General features: G+C 69.0%; 11 protein-coding genes and 5 tRNA genes. 10 read left to right on the forward strand and 6 right to left on the reverse strand.

All coding sequences use genetic code 11. The features are described from left to right. The first annotated feature begins 49 nt into the window (after positions 1-49). On the forward strand, positions 50-550 hold the full coding sequence (locus tag GTY58_RS21510) for a MarR family transcriptional regulator (RefSeq protein WP_010985549.1): 501 nt from the start codon (positions 50-52) through the stop codon (positions 548-550). A gap of 302 nt (positions 551-852) precedes the next feature. Then, the gene (ribA, locus tag GTY58_RS21515; RefSeq protein WP_010985550.1) at positions 853-1560 is read left to right on the forward strand and encodes a GTP cyclohydrolase II; all 708 of its coding nucleotides are present in this window, start codon (positions 853-855) and stop codon (positions 1558-1560) included. Positions 1561-1667: 107 nt separating this feature from the next. On the opposite strand, the gene GTY58_RS21520 is transcribed toward ribA, so the two are convergent. The 5 genes from GTY58_RS21520 to GTY58_RS21540 form a co-directional block, all read right to left on the reverse strand. Further along, positions 1668-1982 carry a hypothetical protein gene (locus tag GTY58_RS21520; RefSeq protein ID WP_037647610.1) on the reverse strand — a complete coding sequence of 105 codons (315 nt, stop codon included), beginning with the start codon at positions 1980-1982 and terminating at the stop codon, positions 1668-1670. 218 nt (positions 1983-2200) lie between these two features. After that, a tRNA-Lys gene (locus GTY58_RS21525) sits at positions 2201-2273 on the reverse strand. Between the two features lie 143 nt (positions 2274-2416). Beyond that, a complete protein-coding gene (locus tag GTY58_RS21530) occupies positions 2417-3952 on the reverse strand; it encodes an amino acid permease (RefSeq protein WP_010985551.1) in 1536 nt (511 codons plus the stop codon). Between the two features lie 226 nt (positions 3953-4178). Continuing rightward, positions 4179-6389 (reverse strand): DEAD/DEAH box helicase, encoded by a 2211-nt coding sequence (locus tag GTY58_RS21535; protein WP_037647613.1) that lies wholly within the window; start codon positions 6387-6389, stop codon positions 4179-4181. A gap of 1160 nt (positions 6390-7549) precedes the next feature. After that, positions 7550-7900: a metallopeptidase family protein gene (locus tag GTY58_RS21540; protein WP_010985554.1), complete on the reverse strand. Its 351-nt coding sequence runs from the start codon at positions 7898-7900 to the stop codon at positions 7550-7552. A gap of 111 nt (positions 7901-8011) precedes the next feature. Between GTY58_RS21540 and GTY58_RS21545 the strand changes: the two genes are divergently transcribed. The 8 genes from GTY58_RS21545 to GTY58_RS21580 all read left to right on the forward strand — a co-directional run bounded on the left by GTY58_RS21545 (position 8012) and on the right by GTY58_RS21580 (position 15287). Continuing rightward, positions 8012-9649 carry a metallophosphoesterase gene (locus GTY58_RS21545; RefSeq protein ID WP_010985555.1) on the forward strand — a complete coding sequence of 546 codons (1638 nt, stop codon included), beginning with the start codon at positions 8012-8014 and terminating at the stop codon, positions 9647-9649. Positions 9650-9798: 149 nt separating this feature from the next. Continuing rightward, a tRNA-Glu gene (locus GTY58_RS21550) sits at positions 9799-9871 on the forward strand. Between the two features lie 47 nt (positions 9872-9918). Then, a tRNA-Asp gene (locus tag GTY58_RS21555) sits at positions 9919-9993 on the forward strand. A 24-nt stretch (positions 9994-10017) separates the two neighbouring features. Then, a tRNA-Phe gene (locus GTY58_RS21560) sits at positions 10018-10091 on the forward strand. Positions 10092-10277: 186 nt separating this feature from the next. Then, positions 10278-10601, forward strand: coding sequence for a hypothetical protein (locus tag GTY58_RS21565; RefSeq protein ID WP_010985556.1), 324 nt, complete (start codon positions 10278-10280; stop codon positions 10599-10601). A 161-nt stretch (positions 10602-10762) separates the two neighbouring features. After that, positions 10763-14740: an ATP-dependent RNA helicase HrpA gene (hrpA, locus tag GTY58_RS21570; RefSeq protein ID WP_010985557.1), complete on the forward strand. Its 3978-nt coding sequence runs from the start codon at positions 10763-10765 to the stop codon at positions 14738-14740. Between the two features lie 94 nt (positions 14741-14834). Then, positions 14835-14909: transfer RNA gene (locus GTY58_RS21575), tRNA-Asp, on the forward strand. Positions 14910-15095: 186 nt separating this feature from the next. Beyond that, positions 15096-15287, forward strand: coding sequence for a DUF6274 family protein (locus GTY58_RS21580; protein WP_010985558.1), 192 nt, complete (start codon positions 15096-15098; stop codon positions 15285-15287). Between the two features lie 517 nt (positions 15288-15804). On the opposite strand, the gene bldC is transcribed toward GTY58_RS21580, so the two are convergent. Further along, entirely contained in the window at positions 15805-16011 is a 207-nt protein-coding gene (gene bldC, locus GTY58_RS21585; protein WP_003949541.1) for a developmental transcriptional regulator BldC, read from the reverse strand. Between the last annotated feature and the right edge of the window lie 473 nt (positions 16012-16484).

The following is a 16484-nucleotide window of genomic DNA, read 5'->3' on the forward strand; positions in this document are numbered from 1 at the left end:
GTGTGCTCTCCATACGGTTCAAGTTTTAAACAATAACTACACTGACGGCATGACGACCCGCTGGCTCACCCCCGAGGAACAACGCGCCTGGCGCGCCTACCTCGCCGCCTCGTCGCTCCTGGAGGACGCGATCGACCGGCAGCTCCAGCAGGAGGCCGGCCTGCCGCACCTCTATTACTCCATCCTGGCCAACCTCTCCGAGGCACCCGACCGCCGTCTGCGCATGACCGACCTCGCCGAGAAGCTGAAGATCACCCGCAGTCGGCTGACGTACGCGGTGACCCGTCTGGAGAAGGACGGCTCCGTATGCCGCGAGGGCTGCCCCTCGGACCGGCGGGGCAGCATCGCGGCGCTGACGGACGCGGGAATGGCCGTCCTGGAGCGTACGGCGCCGGGCCACGTCGAGACGGTCGCCGCCTCGGTCTTCGACCACCTCACTCCGGAGCAGGTGGAACAGCTGGAGACGATCTGTGCGGCCATCGCGCGGACGATCCAGGGGGACGAGCGGCGGCCGGCGTGCGACGAGCTGCCGTGGCGGCGGCGTTCATAGACGGCGCAACCGCTCCCCCCGTTCTCCCCCATCGAGCGTTCTTCCCAATCGGGCGTTCTTCCCAATCGGGCGTTCTTCCCAATCGGGCGTTCTTCCCAATCGGGCGTTCTTCCCAATCGGGCGTTCTTCCCAATCGGGCGTTCTTCCCAATCGGGTTGCTTGAACTTTTAAGCACGAGCTAGAGTCTCGGTCCCACGATGTGCTTCAAATCTGAAGCACGATGGGGCGCGCACCCACCTCACGCACAACCCGTCGGCGCCCCCGTACACCAGCCACCCGCCCGACCGAGAAAGCCGACCGACATGCGTGATCTTCCGAGCGCCACCGTGCGCACCCGCGTCACCGTCCCGCTGCGTTTCGGCGACGGCTACACGGTCACCGGCGAACTGGTGACCTTCCACGGCCTGGCCGACGGCCAGGAACACGTGGCCGTCGTACTCGGCGAGCCCGGCCCGAACCCATTGGTGCGACTGCACTCCGAATGCCTGACCGGAGACGTCTTCGGCTCGGCCCGCTGCGACTGCGGCCCGCAGCTGCGCGAGGCGGTGGAGCGGATAGCCGACCGCGGCGGTGTCCTGCTCTACCTCCGCCAGGAAGGCCGGGGCATCGGCCTCTACAACAAGCTCGACGCGTACGCCCTCCAGGACCAGGGCCTGGACACGTACGAGGCGAACGCGGCCCTCGGCCTGCCCGAGGACGGCCGCGACTACACGGCGGCCGCGCAGATGCTCGGCGCCCTCGGCATCGACGCCCTCGACCTGCTCTCCAACAACCCCGACAAGGCGGGCCAACTGCGCGACCTGGGCCTCACGGTCACCGACCGCGTCCCGACGGGCGTCTTCACCACCGCCCAGAACGTCCGCTATCTGCGCGCCAAGGTCGTCCACACCCAGCACACACTGCCGCTGACGGAACTGACGGAGCTCACCGAGCGCGCGGAGCGGGCCGGACTGGCGAAGCTCACCGAACGGACGGGCCTGACGGAGATGACGGAACTGACGGCAGGCTGAGCACACGTGCTGCGGGCAGCCTGCCGGTAAGCGCTTGAGCCGGCGTCACTCACGTGCCGAGCCGCGGAACACCCGTCCGCGCCTCACCCGTTGATCCTTCGGCAGGCTCAGCAGTACCGCCGTTCGGCCCTGGAATAACCGGAGCTGAAGCCATCGCCGTAGCCACGGGTGTAGTCATCGTTGCTGAAGCTCTGGTGACTGTTCCTGTTCCGGTGGCAGTTGTCCCTGGCGTCGCCCCAGCCGTCCCGGAAGCCGTCCCGGTAGCCCTCCCTGTAGTCGTTTCGGTTGGAAGGGGCTGTGGACGCACTCGCGTGGGTCTCGCTCGGCGCGGCCGCCGAAGCCTGCTGGAGGCCGATCGGGGCAAAAGCGAGGACGAGGGCCGAGCTCAGGACGACGGGTCGCTTCCAAAGGCTGGCGTTCATGACCGTTCCCCTTAGCCACATAGGTCACATACAGGTGATTTCCACTCTAATCACCCAGATGGACCTTGCAACTTGCGGTACGTCAGGAGCCCATGCACCCCATGGATGCCCCGCCCGGCCATCAGGCCGACCGCTCCTCGCGGCCGGCCAACGGTCACCCAGCCCCGAAAAACCTGAAGCCCCCACCTCAGATTGCCTCTGAGCTGGGGGCTTCGCGGTAGACCCTGTGGGACTCGAACCCACAACCAATGGATTAAAAGTCCACTGCTCTGCCAATTGAGCTAAGGGTCCACACAGCGGCTCGCGCCGATGCATCCCCGAGCATAGCCCGCCGCGGCCGGGACTCCGATCGGGTATCGGTGACCCGGCCGCGCCGATGACCGGAACGGGCGGAGGTCAAAGACCAAAACGGGCGGGGAGAGTTGCGAGGAGCGTTACGGATCGACCGGTTCCGGCGCCCCCGCGCGCGCCGTCTCCCGGGCGATGGTCCGTTCGTGCTCGGGGTTGAGGAACCAGTGCCGGGCCGACGCCACCCACCACGCCGCGGCGAAGCCCAGCACGACGAGCACCGCCACCGGTGCGTAGTTGAAGGTCTCCCAGGTGACCGGCGAGACCTGCGGCAGCATGAACAGGACCGTGATCACCCCGACCCAGATCACCGAGACGATCCCGATCAGCCGGGACCAGCGGCCCAGGTGCCAGGGCCCCCGTTCGAACGCCGCCCCCTTGCGCAGCCGCAGCAGCGTCGGGATGACGTACGCGACATAGAGCCCGATGACGGCGATCGACGTCACGGCCGCGTAGGCCGTGTAGTTGATCAGATACGGCAGACCCAGCACCAGGGCCGAGAGCGCGGCCAGCCACACCGCCGCGACCGGTGTCCGGGTCCGCGGGCTCACCGTGTGCCAGACGTGCGAGAGGGGCAGCGCCCCGTCACGCGAAAAGGCGTAGATCATACGGCTGTTGGCGGTCACGGACGCCATCCCGCAGAACAGCTGCGCGCCGATCACCACGAGCAGCAGCAGCTTCCCGGCCGTCGCCCCGAGCGCGTCGAGGAGGATCTGGGCGGGCGGGGCACCCGTCGGCGAGTTCAGCTCCTTGTCGTAGGACTGGATGGCGAAGGTGAAGCCGAGCAGCAGCACGAACCCCGCGATCCACGACGTCCAGATCGACTGCACGATGCCCTTCGGGCCCGCCGTCGCCGCGTCCCGGGTCTCCTCCGTCATGTGCGCGGAGGCGTCGTACCCGGTGAAGGTGTACTGCGCCATGAGCAGGCCGATGAGAACGACGTACGGCCCGCTGCCCCATCCGGTGTTGTCGACGAACTCGGTGAACACGAAGGACGCCGACTGGTGGTGGTCGGGCACGAAGGCGAGTGCGCCCACGATGACTCCGACGCCCAGGACGTGCCACCACACGCTGACACTGTTGAGGAGGGCGACGATCCGGACCCCGAAGGTGTTCAGCAGCCCGTGCAGCACCAGGATCCCGGCGAACAGCAGGATCGTCCGGCCCGGGGTGACCTCGAAGTCGAACTGGAGGTTCAGGTAGGCGCCGAGGAACGACGCGGCGCCGAAGTCGATGCCGGCGGTCACCGCGACCTGCCCGAGCACGTTGAACCAGCCCGTGAACCAGGCCCAGGCCGCCGCGTTCTTGGCCGGCGCGAGCCGGTGCGCCCAGAAGTACAGGCCGGCGGAGGTCGGATAGGCCGAACAGATCTCGGCCATGGACAGGCCGACGAACAGCGTCATCAGTCCGACCGCGACCCACCCCCAGGTGATCACGGCGGGACCGCCGGTGTTCATGCCGAACAGATACAGCGTCAGACAGCCCGACAGGACCGAGATGATCGTGAAGGAGACCGCGTAGTTGGAGAACGCCGACATGCGGCGGGCGAGAACCTGCGTGTAGCCGAGCTGGGCAAGCCGTTCTTCGTCCGACAGCCCACTCGCCATGGCGTCATCTGTCATGCCCCCAGCGATTCCCTCGTCGGGGGCATGACATGCGCCAACCGATTGGCCAAAAAGGGTCCTTACGCCCGGTCGGCCCGTGGCGATCTTCCCGCGCGACGACCCCGTATTTCCCGTGCGAGGTCCCCTGGACGCGTTTCCCGCGCGACGCCCCCGTGGGCGAAAACCGACGTGGCCCCCACCCGAACCGGGTGGGGGCCACGTCGCTTCACTGCTTCAGCCGGCGTCAGCCGTTGCGCTTCCAGCGCGGCTTGTCGTCGCGGCGGCCGAAGGAACCGGTGCTGGTTCCCGTGCCGGTGGTGCCACGGTGGTCGTCACGACGGGCGTACGGACGGTCGTGGCTGCCGGAGCGGGCACCGCTGGAGGGGCGGTTGTCCTGACGGTCACGGTTGAAGGGACGGTCGCTGCCACGGTGGCCGCCACGCTCGTCACGACGCTCGAAGGTACGGCCGCCGCGGTCGTTGTCCCGACGGAACCCACCACGGTCGTTGTCACGACGCTCGAAGGAACGGCCGCCACGGTCGTCACGGCCGGCGCCGCCGCGGTCGTCACGGCGGTCGCGGTTGAAGCCACCCCGGTCGTCACGGCCGGCACCACCGCGGTCGTCACGACGCTCGAAGGAACGGCCACCGCGGTCGTCACGGCGGTCGCGGTTGAAGCCACCACGGTCGTCACGGTTGAAGCCACCGCGGTCGTCACGACGCTCGAAAGAACGGCCACCACGGTCATCGCGACGGTCGTCACGACGGAACCCACCACGGTCGTTGTCACGACGGTCGCGGTTGAAGCCGCCCCGGTCGTCACGACGCTCGAAGGAACGGCCACCGCGGTCGTCACGGCGCTCGTAGTTGCCCCGCTCGTCACGACGCTGACGCGACTGCTCGTACGCGGGACGCTCGGCGGGCTGCTCGGAGACCGGGGCCTCGGCCGGAGCCTGGGCCACGACGGCCTGCTCGGCGACGGCCTCGGCGGCCGCGGCGACGGCCGCCTCCGGGTCCTCGCCCCGCTCGCGCGCGGCACGGGCGACCAGACGGTCGGCCTCACCGCGCAGCTCGGCCGCACGACGCTGCGCGCGCTCCAGCTCCTTCGTGAGCTGCGTGACCTCACGCTCGGCCTGCTGGGCGGCGTCGCCCGCGGACTGGGCCTGGACCTCGGTCATCGAGCGGGCGCCGGTGATCTCGGCGACCTCGGGCTCGAAGGCCGTACCGGAGTTGATGATGTGACGCGCGGCGTCGACGCCCGCGTCCTCCATCAGCCGGAAGATCTGGCGGCGCTGGTGCGGCAGGGACAGCGACACGACGGTGCCGGAGCGGCCCGCGCGAGCGGTACGGCCGGAGCGGTGCAGGTAGTCCTTGTGGTCGCCGGCCGGGTCCACGTTCAGGACCAGGTCGATGCCGTCGACGTGGATACCGCGGGCGGCGACATCGGTCGCGACGAGCGCGTTGACGTAGCCGTCCTTGAAGTCGGCCAGCGTCCGCGTCCGCGCGCCCTGGGTCATGCCGCCGTGCAGCGCGTCGGCCTTCACACCGGCGTCGCGCAGCTGCTCGGCGATACGGTCGGCGCCGAGCTGCGTACGGACGAAGATGATCGTGCGGCCCTTGCGGGAGGCGATCGCGGCGGTGACCGGCGCCTTGTCCTTGGGCTTCACGACGAGGATGTGGTGCGACATCGTCGTGACGTTGCCCTGGGCGCTGTCGACCTCGTGCGTGACCGGGTTGGTCAGGTAGCGCTTGACCAGCGTGGAGATCTCGTTCTCCATGGTGGCCGAGAACAGCATGCGCTGACCGCCGGCCGGGATCTGGTCGAACAGTTCGGTGACCTCGGGCAGGAAGCCCAGGTCGGACATCTGGTCGGCCTCGTCGAGGACGGCGACCTCGACGTTCGCGAGCGAGCAGGCACCGCGGTTGATGATGTCGCGCAGTCGGCCCGGGGTGGCGACGAGGACGTCGACGCCGCGCTCCAGGGCGTAGATCTGGTTGCCCATCGACGTACCGCCGCAGACGACCTTCATCTTCAGGCCGAGGACGTCGCCGTACGGCTGAAGCGCGTCCGCGACCTGCATCGCGAGCTCACGGGTCGGGGTGAGGATGACGGCGCGCGGCTTCTTCTTGTCGGTGTGGCCGCCGGCGAGTCGCGCCAGGGTCGGCAGACCGAAGGAGAGGGTCTTGCCGGAGCCGGTGCGGCCGCGGCCGAGGATGTCCTTGCCGGCCAGGGCGTCCGGGATGGTCGCCGCCTGGATCGGGAAGGGGGCGGTCACACCGTTCTGCGCGAGCTTGCGGACGACGCCCTCGGGCAGGCCCAGGTCGCCGAAGGTGAGCTCGGGAGCGGACTCCACGGTCTCAACGATCTCGACGGTCTCGATGGCCTGGACGCCCTCGTTGGTGTCGCCCTCGTTGTTCTCGGGCACGACGATGTGATCAGTACTGGAAACAGACATGCGAAATGCGAACCTTCCGGAGTTCTTCGGCACGCGCCCAAACTCCGTGAAGTCGCAAACGACCGCCTCTATGCGGTCCGGCCACGGCAAGGGAGAGTACGCGCCACGCGGCGCTCTCTGCGTTGGCGCCGGGCAAATGGGATCAAACGATCTACCACCATACGCACCCTCCCCCTCCGGAGGCAAACCGGTCACGAAAGTGCAGGTGGGGACGGGTGCGCAACCTGCGCGGAGGCCAGGAACCGACACGCGGAGGGCACCACGCCCTTGCGAACGGACACCGGCACGCCCACCCGCAACGAGGACACCCCACACGGGCCGACCGACGCAAGGGGCCGTGTTTCCCACCACACCGTCCCACCGTCACCCGCTGTCCCCCACCGCCCCCGTCGTCACGCACGTCACACACGCCACGCACGCAAACGCCTCCGGCACCAGCTCCCGCTCCCGCTCCCGCTCCACCGACTACGTGCTCTGCTCATGTGCCGACGACGACGGCTCCGCCGTGGTCGGATCGGGAGACGACGGCTCCGCGCTCGGCGTCGGCTCCTCCGTCGTATGCGTAGGACTCGGCTCCCCCTTCGAGGGCTCAGGCTGCTCGCCCCCGCCCGCCGGACCCCCCGCCCCGCCCGTGCCGCCCTTGCCGTCCTTCGACGTGGCCTTGGCGGACGGCTTCGCCCGCCCGGATGCCGACGCGTCCGGCGAAGCCGAACCCGACACGGACTTCCCCGGCTTGGGCGACCCGCCGTGCGCGCCCCGCCCCCCGGGAAACCCGCCATGTCCACCGCTGCCCGCCGCCCTCCCGTCCGGCGCCTCACCACCGTGCCGTCCCGCCGAGTGCGACGCCCCGGGCTTGGCCCCGTCGTCCCCCACGCTCATGCAGCCGGCGGCCGCAACGATGGCCATGACCGTGGCAACCAGACGAACAGGTACGTACAAGGCGCGCACGGGCAGCCACCTCCGACGGCGGGATCGAGAAGTCCCCCTGCCCAACTCCCAGCGCCCACAAGAAGACACGCGCGCCCTACGACCCGACGGCACCGGCGAAGCCACCCGCACCCGGGAAGCGGACGCACCCGACCGCGCCTACACCCGTACCCGCACCCGACGCAGGAAGCCGGGCCGCACCCGCACCCGCCCAGGACGCGGGAAGCCGAACCTCACCCGTACCCCAGCGCATGCAGCCGCTCGTCGTCGATCCCGAAGTGATGGGCGATCTCGTGCACCACCGTCACCTCGGTCTCCGCGACCACGTCCTCCCGCGTCTCGCACATCCGCAGCGTCGGCCCCCGGTAGATCGTGATCCGGTCCGGCAGCACCCCCGCGTACCACTCCCCGCGCTCCGTCAGCGGAGTCCCCTCGTACAGCCCGAGCAGCTGGGGGTCGGACGGGTCGGGCTCGTCCTCGACGAACACCGCCACGTTGTCCATCAGCCGCGTCAGCTCCGGCGGGATCCGGTCCAGCGCCTCGGCAACCAGTTCCTCGAACTCCTCGCGCGTCATCTCCAGCACACGGCCATTGTCAGGTACGACACCCCGCAACGGCGGCCGGAACCGGCACCCACGGCGGCGCACCCGTGGCGACACCGCATATCCGCCCCGGTACGTGGGCAGACGGGACCAATGGCCCGCGTCCCCGCCGCCAAGAGCACCGCCGAGACCACCACCGAGGGCACTGTCACGACCACCGCCACGACCACCGCGCTCCGCCGCACGCTGCACCGCGCCCTGCGCCGCACGGGAAAGACCCCCGGCGCCCTGGCCCGCTACTACCGCGCGCGCCGGGCGCAACCGCGACCGGTCACGGAGCTCACCCCCCAGCCCCACCCCTGGACCCGGGCCCTCGGCCTCGTCGCCGTCGTCCTCCTGGGCGCCTGGCTCGGCCTGCTGGTCGTCGGCAACGTACGGGCCCCGGTCGGCCCCATGAACACCACGATGACCCTGCGCCCCTCCCTCACCGGCGGCACGAAGATCAACGTGTCCCCGCTCGGCGCCCTGGAGCTGCACAGCCACGAGGCCCCCGTCCGCCTCGACGTGAACGTCGACCAGCTCGACCCGGTGCGCGCCCAGGCCCTGGTCGACCACCCCGAACGGATCTCCGGCCTCCAGGACGAGATCACCCAGGACGTCGAACACGGCACCCTCGACCTGGCCGTACGCTCCTGCGCCGCGGTCGTCTCCGGCGCCACGGCGCTCGGCCTCGCCGTCTACCGCCGCCCCCGCCGGGCCCTCGCGGCCGGCGGCCTGGCCCTCAGCCTCCTCGCCGCCTGTGGAGCCACCGCCTACGCCACCTGGAACCCCAAGTCGGTCCTGGAACCGAAGTTCTCCGGACTGCTCTCCTCGGCCCCCTCCCTGGTCGGCGACGCCCGCAGCATCGTCACCGAATTCGACGTCTACCAGAAGGAGTTGGCGCGCCTGGTGACCAACGTGACGAAGCTCTACGACGTCACGTCCACGCTCCCCGCATACCGGCCGGACCCGACCACCATCCGCGTCCTGCACGTCTCCGACATCCACCTCAACCCGGCGAGCTGGAAGATCATCGCGTCGCTGGTGCAGCAGTACGACGTCAACGTCATCGTCGACTCCGGCGACACCATGGACCACGGCACCGCGGCCGAGAACGGCTTCCTGGACCCGATCGCGGACCTGGGAGCCCCGTACGTCTGGGTCCGCGGCAACCACGACTCGCACGCCACCCAGCGCTATCTCGAGCGCATGAAGAACGTGCACGTCCTGGACGACGGCCGGGCGGTCACGGTGGCCGGGCTGCGCTTCGCCGGCATCGGCGACCCGCAGTTCACCCCCGACCGCGCCATCAAGGCGGCGGGCGACCCGGCGGAGGAGCTGGCGGGGGCGCGACTGGCGGCGGCCGTCAGCGACCAGCGGACGGCGGGCACCCCGGTCGACATCGCCGTCGCGCACGAGCCGGCGGCGGCCCGCGGGACGGACGGCGAGGTGCCGCTGGCCCTGGCGGGGCATCTGCACCACGCGTCGATGGAGGTCATGAAGTACGGCACGCGCCTGCGGGTCGAGGGGTCGACGGGCGGCAGCGGACTGCGCGCGGTCGAGGGCAAGTACCCGGACCCCATCGAGGCCTCGATCCTGTACTTGGACCGGGACACCCGTCGCCTCCAGGCCTGGGACGAGATCAAACTCGGCGGTCTGGGCCTGACGACGGCGGAGGTCAGCCGCCACCTGCCGAAGGAGAACACCCCCGGGGCGACCGGCTCCCCCACCCGCACGCCGAGTGGCCGGTGACCACGCCGGTGACCGCGCCGACGCCCCCGCCCGTGGCCACGAATGTGGCCCTCCACAGGCCCCCGGTAAACCGTTTTGGCGATCCCTCCCCCCATCCCATATGCTTCTCACGTCCCCGACGCGCTGAGAAGCGCCCAGGCGGGCCGATAGCCCTCATCGTCTAGCGGCCTAGGACGCCGCCCTTTCAAGGCGGTAGCACGGGTTCGAATCCCGTTGGGGGCACGCAACACCGTGTGCGACACTGTTTTACGCGTCGTACGCAACAGCTTGGTCCTGTGGAGCAGTTTGGAGTGCTCGCCACCCTGTCAAGGTGGAGGCCGCGGGTTCAAATCCCGTCAGGACCGCTGAGGTTTCTCCGGAGACCTCGTGGCTGGGTAGCTCAGTTGGTACGAGCGATCGCCTGAAAAGCGATAGGTCGCCGGTTCGACCCCGGCCCCAGCCACAACCCCGAAGGCCCCGTCCAGCAGGACGGGGCCTTCGTCGTGCCCTCATCCGTTCGACACCTCGACCTCGTTCGTTCGACGCCTCATCCGTTCGACCACCTCATCCGTTCGACTTGGCAGCGCCCGGGTCCGGCGCTACCTTCTGGCTGGCCGAGGCAGTGGCGGGGGAACGGGGCGGGGGAACCATGTCGAAGGGTCAGGGCGGGCCGCGGTCCGGCGAGGACAGCGACCTGGAGCGGGCACGCGCGCGGTACGGCCTGCTCGCCGTCGTCCTCAGCAACCTGGCGATCGTGGTGGTCACCGTCGTCGGCGTGTGGCAACTGGACGGCGACAAGTCGGTGATCGTCGGCGTACTGACCGCCTCCTTCACCGCGGTCAGCAGCATGACGACCGCCTACCTGGGCATCAAGGCCGTCTCGAACACCGCCAAGTCCCTCGCCCAGACCGAGGCCACCCGGCGCGACCGCCCCCAGCAGCCCCAGCTCCCCTCCCAGACAGCCGGCAGCTGAGCGCCCACGTCACGCGCGGAGCCGCAACGGACCCCCGCCCACGCACCGACCCCACCCCAGCCGCCCGGCCCGCGCACAAACCCGCAGCTCAGCCCCGCCTCCGCCGCCACGCACAAAAGCGTTCGCCAGTCATTTCGCCGAGGTGAGATCCTGGACCGCGTATGTCTACGCATCCTGCCCCCGTTCTCGGCGTCCTCGCCCCCCGTCTGGCCGAGCTGTCCCTGCGCGACGCGCACCGGCTCGGGCGCAGGCTCGAAGGCGCGCGCAAGATCCGCAAGCCCGAGGCCCGCGCCGCCGTACTCGCCGAGATCGAGGCGGAGGTCGCCAAGGGCGAGCAGCGGATGGCCGAGCGCCGCGGCCGCCTGCCCGGGATCACGTACCCGGAGCAGCTCCCGGTCAGCCAGAAGAAGGACGCGATCGCCGACGCCATTCGCGACCACCAGGTCGTGATCGTCGCCGGCGAGACCGGGTCCGGGAAGACGACCCAGATCCCCAAGATCTGTCTCGAGCTCGGACGTGGGGTCCGCGGCATGATCGGGCACACCCAGCCGAGACGGATCGCCGCCCGCACGGTCGCCGAGCGCGTCGCCGATGAGCTGGACACCCCGCTCGGCGAGGCCGTCGGCTGGAAGGTCCGCTTCACCGACCAGGTGAACCAGGACTCGACCTTCATCAAGCTCATGACGGACGGCATCCTGCTCGCCGAGATCCAGACGGACCGCGAGCTGCGCGCGTACGACACGATCATCATCGACGAGGCCCACGAGCGGTCCCTCAACATCGACTTCCTGCTCGGCTACCTCGCCCAGCTCCTCCCCAAGCGGCCCGACCTCAAGGTCGTCATCACCTCCGCGACCATCGACCCGGAGCGCTTCTCCCGGCACTTCGGCGAGGCGCCGATCGTCGAGGTCAGCGGACGTACGTACCCCGTGGAGGTGCGTTATCGCCCGCTGCTCGAAGAGGACGGCGACGACGCCGACCGCGACCAGATCACCGCGATCACGGAGGCCGTCGAGGAGCTGGCGGCGGAGGGCAAGGGCGACATCCTCGTCTTCCTCTCCGGTGAGCGGGAGATCCGGGACACCGCCGACGCGCTGACGAAGAAGAACTACCGGTTCACCGAGGTACTGCCCCTGTACGCCCGCCTCTCGCATGCCGAGCAGCACCGCGTCTTCCAGCCGCACACCGGCCGCAGGATCGTTCTGGCGACCAACGTCGCCGAGACCTCGCTCACCGTCCCGGGCATCAAGTACGTCATCGACCCGGGCACCGCCCGCATCTCCCGCTACAGCCACCGTACGAAGGTGCAGCGGCTGCCCATCGAAGCGATCTCCCAGGCCAGCGCCAACCAGCGCAAGGGCCGCTGCGGCCGTACGTCCGACGGCATCTGCATCCGCCTCTACAGCGAGGACGACTTCCTCGCCCGCCCGGAGTTCACGGACGCCGAGATCCTCCGTACGAACCTCGCCTCCGTCATCCTCCAGATGACCGCGGCCGGGCTCGGCGACATCGAGAAGTTCCCGTTCATCGATCCGCCGGACCACCGCAACATCCGCGACGGCGTCCAACTCCTCCAGGAACTGGGCGCGCTGGACCCGACGGAGAAGGACGTACGCAAGCGGCTCACGGAGACCGGCCGCAAGCTCGCCCAGCTGCCGGTGGACCCGCGCCTTGCCCGCATGGTCCTGGAGGCCGACAAGAACGGCTGTGTGCGCGAGGTCATGGTGATCGCCGCCGCGCTCTCCATCCAGGATCCGCGCGAGCGCCCCGCCGACAAGCAGGCCCAGGCCGACCAGCAGCACGCCCGCTTCAAGGACGAGACGTCCGACTTCCTCGCGTACCTCAACCTCTGGCGGTACGTACGCGAGCAGCAGAAGGAGCGCGGCTCGTCCTCCTTCCGGCGTATGTGCAAGCAGGAGTACCTGAACTTCCTGCGGATCCGTGAGTGGCAGGACATCTACTCGCAGCTGCGGACCGTCGCCAAGCAGATGGGCATCCATCTGAACGAGGACGACGCGCCCGAGCAGCACGTCCACATCTCCCTCCTCGCCGGACTCCTCTCCCACATCGGCATGAAGGACGTGAAGGAGACCGGAGGGGAGAGCGGGAGAAGCACCGGCAAGAACGAGTACGTGGGCGCCCGTAACGCCAAGTTCGCGATCTTCCCCGGCTCGGCCCTCTTCAAGAAGCCCCCGCGTTTCGTGATGTCCGCCGAGCTGGTCGAGACGTCGCGCCTGTGGGCGCGGGTCAACGCGAAGATCGAGCCCGAGTGGGTCGAGCCGCTGGCCGGCCATCTCCTCAAGCGCACGTACAGCGAGCCGCACTGGGAGAAGGACCAGGCGGCGGTGATGGCGTACGAGAAGGTCACGCTGTACGGCGTGCCGATCATCGCCCAGCGCAAGGTCAACTACGGGCGGATCGACCCGGAGGCGTCCCGCGAGCTGTTCATTCGCAACGCGCTCGTCGAGGGCGACTGGCGTACACACCACAAGTTCTTCGCCGACAACCGCAAGCTCCTCACCGAGGTCGAGGAGCTGGAGCACCGCGCCCGCCGCCGGGACATCCTGGTCGACGACGAGACGCTGTTCGACTTCTACGACCAGCGGGTGCCCGAACACGTGGTGTCCGGGGCGCACTTCGACTCCTGGTGGAAGCACAAGCGCCATGAGGAGCCCGAGCTTCTCGACTTCGAACGCTCGATGCTCATCAATGAGCGCGCCGGGGACGTCAGCAAGGACGACTATCCCGACTCGTGGCGCCAGGGACGGCTCAAGTTCAAGGTCACGTACCAGTTCGAGCCGGGCGCGGACGCCGACGGCGTCACCGTCCACGTCCCGCTCCAGGTCCTCAACCAGGTCACGGACGAGGGCTTCGACTGGCAGATCCCGGGGCTGCGGGGGGAGGTCGTGACGGAGCTGATCCGCTCCCTTCCGAAGCCGATCCGCCGGAACTACGTCCCGGCCCCGGACTTCGCGAAGGCCTTCCTCGACCGGGCGGCCCCCCTCCAGGAACCGCTCACGCTCACGCTGGCGCGCGAGCTGAAGCGCATGGTCGGCGTGCCGCTCACGGCCGACGACTTCGACTGGAGCAGGCTCCCCGACCACCTGAAGATCACCTTCCGGATCATCGACGAGCGGCGCCGCAAGCTGGCCGAGGACAAGGATCTCGAGGCGCTGAAGCTGCGGCTGAAGCCGAAGGCGCGCCAGGCGATCTCGCAGGCCGCCGCGGCGACGGCGGAGCGCACGGGCGGGGAGTCGCTGGAGCGCACGGGCCTGACGGACTGGACGATCGGCTCCCTCACCCGCGTCTTCGAGACCCGCCGCGCCGGCCAGCCGGTGAAGGCGTACCCGGCCCTGGTCGACGACGGACCGACGACGAACACGGTCTCCGTCCGTCTCTTCGACACGGAGGCCGAGCAGGCGCAAGCCATGTGGAAGGGCACGCGCCGGCTGATCCTCCGCAACATCCCGGTCAACCCGGCGAAGTTCGCGTCGGACAAGCTGACGAACGCGCAGAAGCTGGCGCTGTCGGCCAACCCGCACGGCTCGGTCCAGGCCCTGTTCGACGACTGCGCGATGGCGGCGGCGGACAAGCTGATCGGTGACTTCGGAGGTCCGGCCTGGGACGAGGAGTCGTACCGGAAGCTGTACGACAAGGTGCGTGCGGAGATCGTCGACACGACGGTGCGCACGGTCAACCAGGTGCAGCAGGTGCTCGCCGCCTGGCAGGCCTGTGAGCGCCGTCTGAAGGGCGTACGGAGTCCCACGCTGCTGGCGAACCTGACGGACGTACGCACGCAGCTGGACGCGCTCGTGAAGCCGGGGTTCGTCACGGCGACGGGGCTGCGGCGCCTTCCGGACCTCATGCGCTACCTGGTGGCGGCCGACCGCCGGTTGCAGCAGATGCCGACGGGCGTCCAGCGGGACACCAGCCGTATGGAGAAGGTCCACGAGATGCAGGACGAGTACGCGTGGCTGCTCGAGCAACTGCCGCAGGGCCGTCCGATCCCTTCGTCGGTCCTGGACATCCGCTGGATGATCGAGGAGCTCCGGGTGAGCTACTTCGCGCACGCGCTGGGCACGGCGTACCCGGTCTCGGACAAGCGCATCGTGAAGGCGATCGACGCGGCGGCCCCGTAACGTCCCCGGTACGGTGGGTGAGTTCGACCCGGGGCTCACCCTCCTGTAGAGTCTCTTCTCGCAGCGCAACGCACGAATAAGCGCCGCGAAACCTGGTCCTGTGGAGCAGTTTGGAGTGCTCGCCACCCTGTCAAGGTGGAGGCCGCGGGTTCAAATCCCGTCAGGACCGCATTGATCAGTCGGGCCCCGCATCCGGAACGGATGCGGGGCCCTTCTCATGCCGCCACTCCGCCCCGCCGCTTCCCGGCCCGCCCCGCCGCTTCCCGGGCCGGCGCCGCGTCTTGACGGCGTCACATTCCGCCGGTACTTCAGAAACCAGGGCCCTCGACCCTCGTGGGGCCGCTGGAGGTGACACATGGCGGTGTCCGCTAGGCACGAGACGCGAGCCCTGCTCCGCGCCCATCTGTCGGCCGCTTCCGGGTACCGCCATCTGACCCGGCACTGCCCGATCTGCCGCCAACTCCTGCGGCTGGCCATGGAACCCGCCCCGAACGGCGAGGACGGCCCCGAGACGGCCGCCGAGGAGGAGATCCTCTCCAAGGCGTGATCGACGCCCGTACGCGCCCCAGTCGGGCCACAGAAGCCCGCACACCCGCCCGCACACCCGCACGCCCGATCGCGTGCGTCCGCGCGCCTCCGTGAACGTACGCCCCCCAGACGTACGCTCCTTTAGCGCAGATCAGCAGGACGCAACAAGGACTGCGGCGTGTGACGGGAGTCACCGCATAAGTTTTGGAAAGTGCGGAACTTACACCTCACCTACAACAGGTCAATTTAATATGTGCAATTGCACCGCCCTCCGGGGTGTCCCCACAACAGATCCGACACCCCTCCCCAGACTCCGACAAGCCCGCTCACAGGACGTCCTGCCAGTCCGTCATCAGGGCACAAAAAAAATCGCGCTGGACCCGGCGGAGTCCAGCGCGATCGACGACGCACCCTTGTCGCTTGTGTAACTGGGTCGGGCGTGGGCCCTGTTGGGGCAGAACCCGCGTCGCTTGGAGCTTTGGTCGGGCGTCGCACCAGGTTGGGGGACCTGGTGAAATGCCCCGTTATTCAGTTGTTCAGGCCTCGCTGCGCTGCTGCGGGATGCCCGCGAGCAGTGCGCGGACCTCTGCTTCGCGGTAGCGGCGGTGCCCGCCGAGCGTGCGGATCGAAGTGAGCTTTCCGGCCTTCGCCCACCGCGTGACCGTCTTGGGGTCGACACGGAACATGGTGGCGACCTCAGCCGGGGTCAGCAGCGGCTCGGCATCAGGGGTGCGAGCGGTCATGAGCGGCCTCCTCGGGAGAACCGAACCTTCTCGGTTCTTTCCTCTAAATTCTGCACCTTGACCCGCGTTGCCCGAAATGGCGGACGCGAGTCGAGTCGGTTATAGGACGAACGGCTTGTCCTCGGCACTACAACTACACCATCCGTCCAGCCGCGTAGGCCAAACCGATGGAATTGCCCTCCCAGGTGTTCATCAGCGACGGAAGCCGATGGACCATGCCATAGCGGACAGTCACGCCACTGTGACGATCAGTCACAGGGCGATCAGGAGTCCTAAGACCCCCCATAGCGTGCAATGCTGAGATTCCACCCATAAGTAGGCAGAGGGAGCTTCCCCCGGACTCCTTGTCCTATTTTGGCATGAGGAGGGGCCTACGAGGCAAGACCCACGTAAGTGCGTTCCGTCACGCTTGGGACAAAAGCCCGGATCGGGACCTACGTCCCACCCCACCGAAACTTCGGTACGTCAACCAT

The sequence above is a fragment of the Streptomyces sp. SID5469 genome (assembly GCF_009862865.1).
Lineage (GTDB): Bacteria > Actinomycetota > Actinomycetes > Streptomycetales > Streptomycetaceae > Streptomyces > Streptomyces avermitilis.

What these genes read in the sequence shown, in the direction of transcription:
- GTY58_RS21510 (WP_010985549.1), top strand. Translation starts at nt 50, where the DNA reads ATGACGACCCGCTGGCTCACCCCCGAGGAACAACGCGCCTGGCGCGCC.
- ribA (WP_010985550.1), top strand. Translation starts at nt 853, where the DNA reads ATGCGTGATCTTCCGAGCGCCACCGTGCGCACCCGCGTCACCGTCCCG.
- GTY58_RS21520 (WP_037647610.1), bottom strand. Translation starts at nt 1,982, where the DNA reads ATGAACGCCAGCCTTTGGAAGCGACCCGTCGTCCTGAGCTCGGCCCTC.
- GTY58_RS21530 (WP_010985551.1), bottom strand. Translation starts at nt 3,952, where the DNA reads ATGACAGATGACGCCATGGCGAGTGGGCTGTCGGACGAAGAACGGCTT.
- GTY58_RS21535 (WP_037647613.1), bottom strand. Translation starts at nt 6,389, where the DNA reads ATGTCTGTTTCCAGTACTGATCACATCGTCGTGCCCGAGAACAACGAG.
- GTY58_RS21545 (WP_010985555.1), top strand. Translation starts at nt 8,012, where the DNA reads ATGGCCCGCGTCCCCGCCGCCAAGAGCACCGCCGAGACCACCACCGAG.
- GTY58_RS21565 (WP_010985556.1), top strand. Translation starts at nt 10,278, where the DNA reads ATGTCGAAGGGTCAGGGCGGGCCGCGGTCCGGCGAGGACAGCGACCTG.
- hrpA (WP_010985557.1), top strand. Translation starts at nt 10,763, where the DNA reads ATGTCTACGCATCCTGCCCCCGTTCTCGGCGTCCTCGCCCCCCGTCTG.
- GTY58_RS21580 (WP_010985558.1), top strand. Translation starts at nt 15,096, where the DNA reads ATGGCGGTGTCCGCTAGGCACGAGACGCGAGCCCTGCTCCGCGCCCAT.
- bldC (WP_003949541.1), bottom strand. Translation starts at nt 16,011, where the DNA reads ATGACCGCTCGCACCCCTGATGCCGAGCCGCTGCTGACCCCGGCTGAG.